The organism is Pseudarthrobacter sulfonivorans (assembly GCF_024391045.1).
Lineage (GTDB): Bacteria > Actinomycetota > Actinomycetes > Actinomycetales > Micrococcaceae > Arthrobacter > Arthrobacter sulfonivorans_B.
Genome location: NZ_JANFCZ010000027.1, coordinates 44,982 through 58,889, shown reverse-complemented (window position 1 = coordinate 58,889; position 13,908 = coordinate 44,982). Strand labels below are relative to the sequence as shown.

10 protein-coding genes are annotated in these 13,908 nt (G+C 60.6%); 3 read left to right on the top strand and 7 right to left on the bottom strand.

The features are described 5' to 3' along the window. Nucleotides 1-289 precede the first annotated feature (289 nt). Complete coding sequence (locus tag NQJ30_RS15980; protein WP_255771055.1) at nucleotides 290-484, top strand: hypothetical protein; 195 nt, start codon at nucleotides 290-292, stop codon at nucleotides 482-484. A gap of 356 nt (nucleotides 485-840) precedes the next feature. Here NQJ30_RS15980 and NQJ30_RS15975 read toward each other — a convergent pair whose 3' ends face one another. From NQJ30_RS15975 to NQJ30_RS15950, 6 genes are all read right to left on the bottom strand, one after another. Continuing rightward, on the bottom strand, nucleotides 841-3,042 hold the full coding sequence (locus NQJ30_RS15975; RefSeq protein WP_255771054.1) for a hypothetical protein: 2,202 nt from the start codon (nucleotides 3,040-3,042) through the stop codon (nucleotides 841-843). Next, complete coding sequence (locus tag NQJ30_RS15970) at nucleotides 3,039-3,809, bottom strand: ABC transporter ATP-binding protein (RefSeq protein ID WP_255771049.1); 771 nt, start codon at nucleotides 3,807-3,809, stop codon at nucleotides 3,039-3,041. The genes NQJ30_RS15975 and NQJ30_RS15970 overlap by 4 nt, the downstream gene beginning before the upstream one ends. A 1-nt stretch (nucleotide 3,810) precedes the next feature. Continuing rightward, complete coding sequence (locus NQJ30_RS15965) at nucleotides 3,811-4,680, bottom strand: ABC transporter permease (RefSeq protein ID WP_255771047.1); 870 nt, start codon at nucleotides 4,678-4,680, stop codon at nucleotides 3,811-3,813. Continuing rightward, nucleotides 4,681-6,672, bottom strand: coding sequence for a glycosyltransferase (locus tag NQJ30_RS15960; RefSeq protein WP_255771045.1), 1,992 nt, complete (start codon nucleotides 6,670-6,672; stop codon nucleotides 4,681-4,683). It abuts the gene before it with no gap. Then, nucleotides 6,669-7,856, bottom strand: a complete 1,188-nt coding sequence (glf, locus tag NQJ30_RS15955) for a UDP-galactopyranose mutase (protein ID WP_255771042.1) — start codon at nucleotides 7,854-7,856, stop codon at nucleotides 6,669-6,671. Before glf ends, NQJ30_RS15960 begins: the two co-directional genes overlap by 4 nt. Nucleotides 7,857-7,987: 131 nt before the next feature. Next, nucleotides 7,988-8,578, bottom strand: coding sequence for an acyltransferase (locus tag NQJ30_RS15950; protein ID WP_255771037.1), 591 nt, complete (start codon nucleotides 8,576-8,578; stop codon nucleotides 7,988-7,990). A 338-nt stretch (nucleotides 8,579-8,916) separates the two neighbouring features. Between NQJ30_RS15950 and NQJ30_RS15945 the strand changes: the two genes are divergently transcribed. Next, a complete protein-coding gene (locus NQJ30_RS15945) occupies nucleotides 8,917-12,933 on the top strand; it encodes an FtsK/SpoIIIE domain-containing protein (RefSeq protein ID WP_255771034.1) in 4,017 nt (1,338 codons plus the stop codon). On the opposite strand, the gene NQJ30_RS15940 is transcribed toward NQJ30_RS15945, so the two are convergent. Continuing rightward, complete coding sequence (locus tag NQJ30_RS15940) at nucleotides 12,890-13,288, bottom strand: hypothetical protein (RefSeq protein ID WP_255771060.1); 399 nt, start codon at nucleotides 13,286-13,288, stop codon at nucleotides 12,890-12,892. The genes NQJ30_RS15945 and NQJ30_RS15940 overlap by 44 nt on opposite strands. Nucleotides 13,289-13,575: 287 nt before the next feature. On the opposite strand from NQJ30_RS15940, the gene NQJ30_RS15935 reads away from it, so the two are divergent. Further along, the gene (locus NQJ30_RS15935; protein ID WP_003804966.1) at nucleotides 13,576-13,824 is read left to right on the top strand and encodes a WhiB family transcriptional regulator; all 249 of its coding nucleotides are present in this window, start codon (nucleotides 13,576-13,578) and stop codon (nucleotides 13,822-13,824) included. The last annotated feature ends 84 nt before the right edge of the window (nucleotides 13,825-13,908 follow it).

Below are 13,908 nucleotides of genomic sequence, written 5' to 3'. Positions count from 1 at the left end.
ACATTGGATGCTTGAACGCAGATACGCCACCGATACGCGGCGGAGAACATCTCCAAGAGGGAGCTGGCTAAACAGCCCGGGGTTTCCCGGAGGGACGGTGGATCGGGCGTTGGAGGCGGATCGGCCGCCGAGGTATGAGCGGGAACGGATCACCCGGCGGGAGAACCTAGTCGTCTGCGGGCGCTCCGGCAGGGGAAAACATTCTTCCTGGAAGCCCTTGGCCAACACGCCGTCGAAGCCGGCATGCGCGTGACCTGGTTCAGATTCGAGGACCTCGGCGCCCTGAGCCGTGCGCACCGCACTAACGACAGCGTCACCCGCACCGTCACCCGAACCCTCCGCGCCGACCTCGTCGGTGATCGACGACATCGGGCTACTGCCGGTGGCCACGGACGCCGCCGAAGGCCTCTACCGGGTCCTGGACGCAACCTACGCAAAACGCTCCGTGGCGATCTCCTCGAGCCATCACCCGGGCAGGCTTTGACGAGGTCATGCCCAAAAATCCCGCCACCGCGACAGTAGACAGGCTCCTGCATCACGGCAACGTCTGCCAGACCGGCCGGCGATTCCATCCGTTTCACCCAAGCCCACGCCGGACCAGGAGTCACCCAACTGAACTAAGAAGACCGACGACAGCCAACGCCCGCCGAACCAGTGCGGGCAGACCTCTTGTCCATCCCCGGGCAGTGTAACAGGCCACCGACGGGCACATTAGCTGGCCGATGGTGGGCAAAAACTCATGGCCATTGATACACCTCACCAGGGTTTCGAAGGGACCAGCAGCCTTCTATCGAACACTGCGCGCACCTTCAGTAATAGGCCGCTGAATACCTCTAGCACTCAAGGCGTATGCGCTGTGGGTCTAAGTCGATCCGTCTGTGTGTTGCCCTTGCGCCGCCGATACGGGATTAGTTCGGCGATGCCCCATGCGAAGGACACTCCGACCGCAAGAACGACTGAGCTCACAACAGCCGGCCATCCCGGCGGTTCGAAACGCACTGTGACCGTTTTTCCGACCGAATCGGCGGGTATATCTACTTCGAGAAGATAGCCCCGAAGCGGCGCCGCGAGAGTCGCCCCTTCGGCGTGGTATCCCGGCCAAGCCAGCCTACTGAGCACGGCCTTGGCCGGAGCCTCGCCCATCTGGTCTACCCTGATCACAATCTCCTGATTGCTCTCCGAGACCAGCGAAAGGGTTGTCCCCTCCGACGTCCAAACCAGTTGGCCGGTGTTCAGCAGTGGTTGGTTGCGGACCCACACTACGGAGTCAGCCGACCTGCTCTCCTGGTGCCATCCACCGGGAAGTTTCCGGTCAATGGAATCGTAGGACGGAGCGTCCGGATCACGCAGAAGCTGGACTGTGTCGATCGACAAAAGATCGGCCAGAACCCTGCCGGTCGTAGGGTCAGTCTCGAAGAGCTTCGTGGCTGCCGCCCCACAGGTCCAGCCATGGCTCGAGATGCAGAGATCCTCAGCGTATCTGGCGAACATGATGGGCGAATAAAGGTTCTGGACTTCGGCAGAATTCAAGTACCAGGCATTCGATGCAAGCGTCTCATTCCAGATCTCCGGGCCAAGCTTCGTGGGATCACCCACGATAAACGTGCCACCTTGTGCTCCCGGCAGCTGACGTGCGTAACTTTCCGGGGTATCAGGCATCCGATAGTCGGGCAGCGGGGACGCTTTGAAGGCCATGTGCTGCCCCGCAGTGATCGTCATACTCACGAGCAGCACTCCTGCCGCCACGACCACGGGTCCCCTAAAGCGCGACCAACGGGGGGGATAGTAGAGGATGGCTAGAAGGCACACGATGCCTCCAGCCGCCAGGAGCCCGAAAAAGGCCGCCGTTCGGAACGACGGGTACTGGCTCCAAGCCAGGTACAGGCCGGACGTAACAATCCCAGCTGTGACCACTTTTCGCCCTCGACTCAGGACATGAACCCTGAACCGGGAAATCATCACCGAAAAAGTCAGCAGGACCGCCAATGAAACATACGGCATGATCCGGATCGGGAAGCGAAGAGGCCCCAAGTCGCTTGGGGCCAGGGTCAGGGCTAGAGAAACCACTCCCACAAACCACAGCGCTGACATCTCCCTGCTCGCTGCTTTGACCTTCGAGTAGTCGACTACGGCAATTAGGGGGAGAAACCACGCGACATACAACAGGGGCACGGTTGCAAATCCGCCCCACCAGCCGGTGACCTGGGGCAGGCTGCCCGGTACCCAGGCCGTAAAAAGTCCGGTGAGGTCGGTCGTTAGGAAGCCGCTGTTTGCGATTCCACCGGTGCGTGCCGTGACGGGGGCCGTGAGAACGCCAGGAAGGTATACCGCCATGGCGATGAGCCCGGAAACAAAACCGGCCAAAAGCAGGCGGAGGGCGCTCCTTCGGCTGCGTTTAAGCCACGCCTCCAGCAACAGACCTAAAACGACTACGACAAGCATGAGGGTCCCGTGAACATAACCGATGGTGATCAGCACGTAGGCAGGGACTAGTGCAAAGAAAGGGTTGCCATCCTGAAAGGCCATCCGGCGCAGCCCCCACCAAGTGAGAGGCAGCAAACTGAATACCATGAGCCCAGTGACCCAGGAAGCCGCGTCCATGTACACCGTAAATCCGGTCAGGGTGACAGCAACACCAGCGATGGCCCCCCACTCCGGCCGGGCATTGTAGCTCCGCGCCAACAGAAAGGTCCCGCCAGAAAGAATGCAGAGCAAAGCGATTTTAAGAATAGTCGAAAAGACCACGATGTTGGCCGATCGGCTTGCCAGCCAGCCGAGCAAAAGAATGAGCGGATTCCAGATCCCCCACTGGCCCTCGGCAGCATAATTACCAGCCCCCCAAGCGGTATCACTGAATAGTGGCCACTCCCCTGCACTGAGTTTCGTGCCTATTTCGAACCAAATGCCGAAAGCCCCAGCCTGGGTATCGTCATAATAGTAAAATCGGTTATTTGATATTAGCGGGATCAGCGAACCAAGGAAGGCGGCGGCCACTGTCCCCGTCAGCCACATGACATCGTTGCGGTGACGGGTCCGAATCACAGGCTCCCCTCAGATTCCGCGTGCGCGGAACGACGCCGCAACTCTGCAACCACATCGTGCACGTCGCCGTCCATGACCACGTTGCCATGCTCGAGAAGCACACCACGCTCACACACAGTTGCAACCAGATCCAGATCATGGCTCACGACAAAAAGGGTTTTCCCCAATTCCGAAAGTTCCTTAATCTTCGCGATGCACTTGCGTTGAAAAGGCTCGTCCCCCACAGCAAGGATCTCGTCGATCAAGAACACTTCCGGATCAGTGTGTACTGCGATGGAGAACGCCAGGCGGAGATACATGCCAGAGGAGTAAAACTTGACTTCCGTGTCGATGAACTCGCCAATTTCCGAAAATTCGACAATAGAGTCGAACATTTCATCAATCTGTTTCTCTGTCATCCCCAGGATGGCACCATTGAGGTAAACGTTGTCCCGGCCGCTTAGGTCATGGTGGAACCCTGCGCCCACTTCGATGAGTCCAGCCACTCGGCCGCGCGTCCTGACAGTCCCGCCATCGGGTTGCAGGACTCCGGAGATTAGCTTCAGCAGTGTCGATTTTCCCGAGCCGTTGAGCCCCATGAGTGCCACTGTCTCGCCTTGTTTGACTTCAAGGGAAACATCTTTGAGGGCAAGGAACTTCTTCGACAAGTCCCCTTTGCGCCCTTTGACCAGCCACACCAAGGCTTCCTTGAGGGAACGAGTATGGCGCAGGACAAATTGTTTGCGGATGCCGATGCAGCTGATTGCTACCTGGCCATGCGATGTCATTCTAGAGCTCCTGGGCGAAATGGATGGCAAGCCGTCGGAACATTAGCTGTCCTACAAACAGCACTGCAAGAGTGATTAGCATCGCAACCGGTAACCATAGGGCAAAGAAGTCGGGCGGCAGGGTCGCGCCCACTGGCTGGTCTGGCTTCAGAGTCGGTTCCCAGAAAGTCCAGTGGAATACTTCTACGGCCACAGTCATCGGATTCAGCTGGTAGATCCAGAACCAGGGCCCCATGACTCGTTCGACCATAGACCAAACATAAAGAACTGGCGACGCCCAGGTGACGACCATGATGATCATGTCAACAATGTTCTCGGAGTCGCGGAAGTAGACGTTCACCGCGCCGAACATTAAGCCCAGCCCCGTGGCGAGAACCGCAACCATCAAAAAGATTAGTACGACGGCCGCCAATTGAAGTATGGAGGGAGCCCACCCAACCACCAGGCAGGCGACAACCAGTACCAGCAGTTGCGGAAGGAAGTGTGCTGCGGACACCCATACCGTGGCTGCGGGGAAGAGCTCCCGGGGGAGATAGATCTTTCTTATAAGATCTCGGTTATCGACGATTGAACGAGTCGCATTCGCCAGGGATTCAGTAAAAAAGTTCACCAGGACAATTCCAGCAAACAAGTAGATGGCGTAGTTCGGAGTGCCGCGTTCGAGGTTTAGAAAAATGCCGAGGGCAATGAAGTAAATAAGGAACTGAATCAGCGGTTTCACGTAGGACCACATCAGTCCAAGTACAGATCCGCGGTAGCGGACTTTGATCTCTTTGCGGACCAAAAGTTTCAATAGGAACCTGTGACTGTAGACGTCCAGTAGCCCACGTCCCTGACCTGGCTTCACCAATTCGTCTGTGCTGGTCGCCATCTATTTTTCCATCTCTGAAGCCGCGTCGAAGGTCTTCTTCCAAGCGGCCATGGACGTCAAGTCGGGAACAGCGGCCCGATACTGCTCGGCAAGTCGCTCCCACTCCCGGAAGATCCTCATGTGAAGCCCGGTGGCTTCAGTCAGCATGGACTTGAGTTTCTTCGGATCCCTGCGATACCACGAGGCGCCCGTTCCTTCGGCATTTGAAACGACGACACTGTCATAGTGGGCCAGCCGGAACCACCGGTTGTCACGATGAGCGAGAAATCCCTGCGGACGTTCTGCGCTCTCGGGGTCAGGAGCTGTGACGAGTTGCCGGGCAACCGTTTTGAGACCCCAAGGAACGAGTTCTTTTTTGCTCGGCATACCAATCGGGGCGCCGCCCATAGGACCCCGGCCGATCTTGGGTGTTGGAAAATCGTCCGCGTTTTCGCGCAGTTGGGCATCGGAGTAACTGGACTTCAGCGCGTTGATTTCCGGCAGTTTGGTGCCGAGCGATCCGTGAAGACCACCAGGCCCCTTGAGCACATCCTTGAGCGCCTCGATTCGCCCATGCTCAGTGAAGTACTGCATCGACACAAGATGTTTCACATCGTCCTGCACAGATTCGCGCAGGACTCGTCCACCCTTTTTATAGGGGCTGTGAATAAGAGTGGTAACGAGTCGGTTGCGCGAATGGAAGTACGCTTGCCAACCCACGAGATCGTCCTTGTCTGTCCATGAGACGTGCCAGACGGCGGCGCCGGGCAAAGACACCGTAGCGATGCCAGCCTCACGCGCGCGCAGCCCGTACTCGGCATCGTCCCACTTAATGAAGAGTGGCAGCGACAGGCCGATCTCTTTAATCACTTTCGTCGGGATGAGGCACATCCACCAGCCGTTGTAGTCCACATCCACGCGTCGGTGCAGCCATGGGGTCTGCCGGAGGTTGGCGAGGCTAAAGTCGTGCCTGACCTCCATGTCTGCGTGGGGCACTGCCGGCACGATCCGGTAGGGATCGACGACCTCACCGAACGTATGCAGGACACTGCGGTTGTAAAGGTCGAACATGTGCCCTCCGACAATTGTCGGCCTCTTGCAGTGGTCCGCAAAGGAAAGCAACCGAACGATGCTTTCGGGCTCGACGACGATGTCATCGTCGAGCAGCAGCACATAGTCGCTGCCATTTTCTACCGACTCATACATGCCCCGTGCGAACCCGCCGGATCCGCCCAGGTTCGCCTGGTTGATGACCCTGAGCTTCCCACCAAGAGCTTCCTGGATTTCGGCGAAGCCTTGCTCTGCCTCGACTTTTTGTGTCCCCTGATCAACGATCAGGATTTCCTTAACGTTGACGAGAACATCGGCATTTTCTGCAAGAATTCGGGCGTTATTCAGGCAAAAGTCCGGCTTGTTCATGGTGGTGATCTGAAGGGTCACTTGGCCGCTCGGACGCGGAGCCTTCTCGGCCTCCCACTGGGCATCCTCAAGGATCAGTTCGTTCGAACTGGCCGCCAGGTCAAACCAGTACCAGCCGCCGTCGCCGAACGGTTTCAGTGAGAGTTCGAAGGAAGATGTAGCCTCGCCATCGACGTGGACACCGTCAACGCGCTGGACGGAACCGCGCGCATTGGACTTATAAACAGTGACGGTTCCCGTACCGTGCGTGTTGACCGTTAGCCGAATGCTCCGGATCGACGTCCAGCGGCGCCAGTAGCTTGCGGGGAAGGCATTAAAATAGGTGCCGAAGGAAACCTGTTCACCGGACCGGACTCTTATGGAATGCCGCGTCAGTAGGTCCTCGAAATGAGCCTCCCGGTCTCCGGAACTAAACATCTGCAACTTTTGTTCCGGCGACTTGGGGGTGCGGGCAAGTTCGTCGTTTTCTCGCAACCGAATCCCGCTGGCACTGCCCGCATCGACATAAAGAGAAACTGTGTCCGGCTGATCCGGCGAGGGCAGGATAACGCGCTGGATTGGTGCCCAGTCTGTGATTACATTCAGCGAGCTCATGCGTCCACGCCTCCGCTTTCAATCTTGGCGCCAGCCTCGAAGTGCGGGCGGATCTTGTTATCAAACATCGTCAAGGCCGAACCGATGGCCATGTGCATGTCAAGGTACTTGTAAGTGCCGAGCCGGCCGCCGAACAGGACGTTCTTCTCAGCAGCGGCCAGGTCACGGTATTTGAGTAACCGCTCCCGGTCCGCGGCGGTGTTGATCGGGTAGTAAGGCTCGTCGCCCTTTTCGGCGGCACGCGAGAATTCGCGCATGACGACGGTCTTTTCAGTCTGGTAATCACGCTCAGGGTGGAAATGGCGCGGTTCGATGATGCGCGTGTAGGCAACGTCGGCGTCGTTGTAGTTGACCACGGACGTTCCCTGGAAATCGCCGACGTCCAGAACTTCTTGTTCGAAGTCGATAGTCCGCCAAGAAAGGTCGCCTTCAGCGAAGTCGAAGTAGCGGTCCACGGGGCCCGTGTATATCACGGGGATGTTGCCAACCACTTTATTCTTGCTGTACTCATGCGACTCGTCGAAGAAGTCCGTGTTCAGGCGAACTTCGATGTTCGGATGTTCGGCCATCTTTTCGATCCACGCCGTGTAGCCGTTGGTCGGCAGGCCTTCGTACTTGTCGTTGAAGTACCGGTTGTCGTAGTTGTAACGCACAGGGAGGCGGGAGATGATGCCTGCGGGCAGGTCCTTCGGATCCGTCTGCCACTGCTTGCCGGTGTAGTGCTTGATGAAGGCCTCGTAGAGCGGACGGCCTATCAGCTGGATGCCCTTGTCATTCAAATTCTGCGGATCGGTACCTGCGAGCTCGCCGGCCTGCTCCTGGATCAGTGCCTGGGCCTGGCCTGGAGTCATGTTGGCCCGGAAGAACTGATTGATCGTGGCCAAGTTGATTGGCAGGGAATAAACCTCTCCCTTGTGCACGCCATAAACCTTGTGGACGTAGTTCGTGAAGGTGGTGAAGCGGTTCACATACTCCCAAACACGCTCATTAGAGGTGTGGAACAGGTGTGCGCCGTAGCGGTGCACTTCGATCCCCGTCTGCTCTTCCTTCTCGCTGTAGGCATTTCCACCGATGTGATGACGGCGGTCGAGGACAACCACCTTCAAGCCGAGCTCGGTGGCGGCCCGTTCTGCGATTGTCAGGCCAAAAAAGCCAGACCCTACGATGACGAGGTCAGCGGTCACAAAATCTCCAGTTTCGAAAGCGGGCAGCGCAATGTTTATGCAAAGTCTGCTGTTCCAGCCTACCCGAGACCCCATCGTGACCTACTAATCGCGGCAGCCTGCTCCCTCATCCAACAGGTACCGAACTGCAGCTAATCCCCCACCTCGCGCAGCCCGCCGTCGTGCGCCTCATAGCGGCTACCGGTCTGCGGGCACACCCATCCTCCGTTGTCTTCCTGCAGCGGCAGGCCTGCTTTTCCCACCCAGCCGATGCGTTTGGCGGGAACACCGGCCACCAGGGCGAAATCGGGCACGTCACGCGTCACCACGGCACCCGCGGCTACCGTTGCCCAGGAGCCGATAGTCACCGGCGCTATGCACACAGCGCGCGCCCCGATGGCGGCGCCTTCCTTGATCCTGACACCCACTTTGTCCCAGTCGTCTTCCGTCTTGAGCGACCCGTCAGCATTGATCGCCCGGGGAAACACGTCATTCGTCAGCACCGCAGCGGGCCCGATGAAAACACCGTCGCCCAGGACCGCCGGCTCGTAAACCAGGGCATAGTTCTGCACCTTGCAGTTGTTTCCCAACTGCACGCCGGGACCAATGTACGCGCCGCGGCCAATAACGCAGTTCTCCCCCAGCACGGCACCCTCGCGGACCTGCGCCAGATGCCAGATTCTCGAGCCGTGTCCGACCTCGGAGCCGGCTGAAACATCGGCGCTTGCTTCCACTGAAATCACGGGATCGCTCCTTCTGCCGGGGCGGCTCTGCTGAGGTCCGAGGCGTTGTGCCACTGATCCTAACCGAGGCGTGCCGACGAAGGACAGGCTCCGCCAAATTGGCTCCTCCCCTTATCCACATAGGGCCGTCGACACCGCGACACCAGGCCGCGTGGTGGCTAGCTTGAAAGGAAGCCAAATGTAAGGACTTCTACATCATGCCGTTGCACTGCACGCTCGTTCGGAGCCCGTGCGCATCCCTGAGGGAACCACCCGTTGAGCTGACCATCGAGGGTCCAAAAGGCACAGGGGGTGCGGCCCTTCAGGCGGAGCTGGCGGCCAGGTTTGGCACCGGTAACGTGTCTATCGACGGACAGGACCTGACTTCACTCACGCTCGGACAGCCGCCCCTGATCAATGGTGCCACTCTCGTCGATGCGGCGAGGATCGCTGACCGCAGATCCAGGCAGCGCACGCCGGAACCACCCGCTTCCCTGGCGCTAGCGGTGCACAGCGGCGCGGGTGCTGGCCTGGTGGTCCCTCTCCGACGGGGCACGTACACGATCGGCCGCAGCAATGCTGACATCATCATCCCTGACGCCGATCTGTCCCGGGTCCACGCTCGCCTGGTTGTAACCGAGACCGCCATCATGATTGAGGACCTGGCCAGCTCCAACGGCACCGAGGTGGACGGCGAGCGCCAGAGGAACGCCGTGGTCACCACCGCCTCCACCATCGCGTGCGGCAACTCGACCATGTCATTGGCCTTCCTCAACCAGCCGCCCGGTCAACTCGACCTTGCGGGTCTTAATGTCCACGAGCCGTTGGTTATCAGGCGGCACGATTATCCCTCGAACCGGACAGCACTCCTCCTGGCCGCTGTTCTCCCATTGATCATAGGGGTGGGTCTTGCCGTCATCACGGGGATGTGGATGTTTCTGGCCTTCACCGCCGTCTCGGCAATCTCCATCCTCGTTCCTGCGATCGGCGGGCGCAGGCAACGTAAGGAGCTGGCTGCAGCCTTAAGTGCCGCTGTCGCCACAGATCAGGAACGACGACGGCGGGCCGCGCCACCGCTGTCTGCCCTCACTCTCGGCGATGCATCCGACAGGAACCGGGTCTCCCCCGACGCGGACACCGGCATCTGGCTCCGGCTGGGGCAAGGCGCTCAGCCAGCGAATCTCAGGTTCGATCCGCCCGCTCCGGGCCGGCCCGTCCCATCAGGCGGAATCCTGCCGGTCACTCTCGACCCCGCACGTCCTCTCACCATCATCAGTGGACCGCGGGATCTGGCGGAGGGGCTGGTGCGGTCGCTGCTGATGCAACTCGCCGGCTACCCGCTGGGCCGGGAAACCCATGTGGTAGTCCACGGAAAGAATGGTCAACTGCCCCTCGCAGCCCGCTTCCTTCCGGGTGTCACCCTGTCCGGCCATGCCGCCACTGCCCACACCCTGGTGGAGCACGGCATCACCCCCTCGCATGGACACGGCGTCCTGATCCTTCTCGACGACGCAGAGAACGCGCCGGCAATCATTGAAGAGGCCCGCGAACACGGGTGGCAGACCATCAACTTCCCCGGCGATAGCCAAACCGCTCTCCCCGCCGACATCGAACTCGAGGAACGCACCTCCGTGCTCAGGACCGGAACGGAGACCATCCGTTTCCAGCCGGATCTGGCGCCCGCCGAGGTCTTTGAAGAGTTTTGTCGCCGCTTGGCCGGGGATACCTCCGAGCCTGGTACTACCTGCGGAAACGTCCCACCCATCTGCCAGCTTGTGGACCTTCTCCCGGCTTCCGCCCCGGACATAGCCAGACAGTGGGCCACAAACACGAGCAAGCCCGGACTGGCCGTTCCCGTTGGGCTAAATGCGGAGACCGTGCAGACACTGGACCTTCAGTCCGACGGGCCGCATCTCTTGATTGCCGGGACTACGGGCTCGGGAAAGTCTGAACTCCTCCGTACCCTGACCATTGCATTAGCTACCAGCTACCCACCGGACCGCATCAGCTTTCTCTTTGTGGACTTCAAAGGGGGTTCGGGTCTGGGGCCGCTGACCCGGCTTCCCCACTGTGCCGGGATGCTCACCGATCTCAGCAGCCACGAATTGGAACGGCATTTGCAGTCGCTGCGGGCAGAAATCCGATTCCGGGAAGAAATCATGGCCTCCGTGGAGGCACCCGACCTGACGGCCTACCGCGCGACTGCGGCGGGCCTCACGTCGCCGCTCCCGCATCTTGTGATTATCATCGACGAATTCCGCATGCTCGTAGAAGACGCCCCGGAGTCGCTCCGCGAACTCATGAGGATCGCCGCCATCGGCCGTTCACTCGGGATACACCTCATCATGGCCACACAAAGGCCCCAAGGCGCGCTGACCGCAGACATCCGCGCAAACGTGACCACAAGCATCTGCTTGCGGGTCCAATCCGAAATGGAATCACTCGACATCATCAATTCGACAGCCGCCGCCGGCATCAGCATTGACACACCGGGCCGCGCCTACCTTGTGCGTGGCACTCAATCCCCGGTGGAATTCCAGGCCGCCTCCCTGACCGCCGGGGATGAGGCGTCCGAACCGACCAGGCTCTCGGTCCACCTCGCCACGGACTACATCCACGACCCGCCGGCCGGCGGTGAACCCGACGCCGCAGCCGCAAGTCCGACACCCGCCCAGGCAACCACACCGCTGATCGCTTCCCTGGCCAAACTGTGGGAGGCGATGAACGGCGCCCCCGTCAGGAAGCCGGTAGCTCCCTCGCTCCCCCGTGTCCTGACAGAACCACCCGCCGAGGCAGTCCGTTGCCCCGGCAATGCAACCGGCAGCACAAATGATGATGCGGAACCTGCCCAGCACTTAATGGAGCGCGACTCTGAAGCGCCCGCAGATCACCACTGGACCGTCAGGCTCGGAGTCATGGACCTGCCGTCGGAACAGCGGACGGCACCGCTCATCTGGGAACCGGGGAGACACGGACACATGGGGTTTGTGGGCGGACCCGAAGCAGGTGTAGCTGACGCCACCAGGCTCGCGGTGCTTCGCCTCGCCTCACACAGGCACGAATCGCACTTGTACATCCTGGATCCGGACGGCTCGTTCGCGTCGCTGGACACGCACGGCCGGGTGGGCGCCAGGGCCGGGCTGCACGAGATTCGCCGTGCCGTTCGCGTTCTGGAGCGCCTCGCACAAGAGCAATCGCGCCGCCTGGCCGGTCCGCTCATCGATGTCACTCCACTCGCGCTGGTGATCGCCGGCTGGGGTTCCTGGACGTCGGCTTTTCGCTCCGGGCCGCTCGCCTGGGCGGAGGACCTGGTCCACGATTTGATCCGTGACGGCGCCAAAGCCAGGATCAGCGTGATCATCTCCGGCCAGCGGGAACTCGTCACCTCGAGGTTCTTCGCCGCCATTCCGAACCGCGTGTATTTCCCCACCGGTTCAACCGAAGAGAACAGGATTGCGTGGCCGAACCTGCCCACAACCGCACCGGTGACCGGCCGGGGCGTCGCCACGGGCGCACTGTCCGGCGGGACCACGGCTGTTTGCCAGTTCTACTCGGCCGGTCCGGACTCAGCCGGTCCGGACTCGGGCGAGGTGTCATCCGGCCATACGCTGACAACTCCCGCGACCATCCGGCCGTTCCGGGTTGAGCCACTGCCAGTCATGCTTCCCGCAGCCCACCTTCTCGCCAAGTCTCAGCCACTGACCTTGAACGGGACACCCGCCGACACACCGGATGAGGCAACCGCCAGGGCCCGGCAAACCCCCGGCCTGCTCCGGATCGGCGTTGGCGGCGACGAACTCGAAACGGTCTCCATCCGGGTGCCACCAGGCGGAGTCCTCGCTGTGCTGGGCGGCCCGTCATCGGGGAAGTCCTCGCTTCTCCGACTCTTGCCGCATATCAACCCGGATGCAAGCCCCTGGCTTCGGCCTGACCCGGGAAGCGAGCCAACGGCCTACTGGGCCGAGGTCCTGAACCAGGCATCTGCCGGCGTCCTGGACAAGCGATCCGTGGCCCTGGTGGACGATGCAGACCTATTGCCTTTCGACGTGAACCGTCAGCTCGCCGAGATCCACGCCCTCGGAATCGCTGTGATTATCACGGCCGGCTTCAATCCGTCACTGGCACAGCGGGTACCGCTCGCGTTTCAGGCGCGCAATCTGGGCACCGGTGTATTGATCGCGCCCAGGAGCTTTTTAGACGGGGATCTTTTCGGGGTGCGGTTTGAGGTGCAATCGAACCCTCCACCGGGCCGCTGTGTCGTCATCCAGAACGGGCACGCCATGCCTGTCCAGCTGGGCTGGGTGCCGCCTGACGAAGAAGATTCACCCGGCCTTACAGCGCCGGAGGCATCCCGCCGGTCCGGGAGGCGAAGCTGATGACGCGCTTGTCGAACAAAAGTACTGCGGCCGTCAGCGCCGGCAGCACCAGGGCCAGTCCGGCCACCACGACACCCGCTGTAAGCGTGGGGAAGCCGATGGTCAGGACAAACAGCTGAGCCACGAGGGCTGCAGCCCTCGTCCACCGTCGTCCCCGGAAAAGGAAGTGTCCCACCGAATAGAGCCAGGCTGAGAAGGCCAGCAACAGGCCCAAGGTGAAAACAGCGCCCCAAAACGAAAGCACGGGCGCACCGGTCACAAGTTCGTACGCATACCAGCCCGCTGCAACCAATAGGGCTGTGGCCTCGGCGGCTACAATCAGCGCGATCACCAGGATTCCGCGCGGGCGGCCCATGCTGGCGGGAGCAGGTTGGGGCAGCGGATCTGAAGGGTTTTCGGGGGCTCTTGACACACTGGCACCATACCCGACATAGTCGGACAGTGGTGGGGGTCGGCAACGCGGATGTGATGTATCGCTCAGGAATCCGGGGATTTCAAGCTGTATTACCCCTTGTTTACACAGCGTTAACATGACAACCTTGATGGAGATGACCGATGGGGCCCACAGGGCCCTTTTCCTTTGTAGCCCCTAGTGAATAATTTCACAAACGGCTTTTCCCAGAATTGGAGCAACTGATCAGCATGGATTGGCGTAACCGCGCGGCGTGCCTCGACAAGGACCCGGAACTGTTTTTCCCCGTCGGAAACACAGGGCCGGCCCTCCTCCAGATCGAGGAAGCAAAAAGCGTATGCCGCCGCTGCCCCGTTGTTGACACCTGCCTCCAGTGGGCCCTCGAATCGGGTCAGGATGCCGGCGTCTGGGGCGGCATGAGCGAGGACGAGCGCCGCGCCCTTAAGCGTCGTGCTGCCAGGGCCCGTCGCGCCTCCTAAGCACAAGCGAGCTGGCGGCGCCATGGCGGCGCCGCCACAAGAGCAGTCCAGACGGTTTGCACGAAGCGAATGGCCGCGACCCCG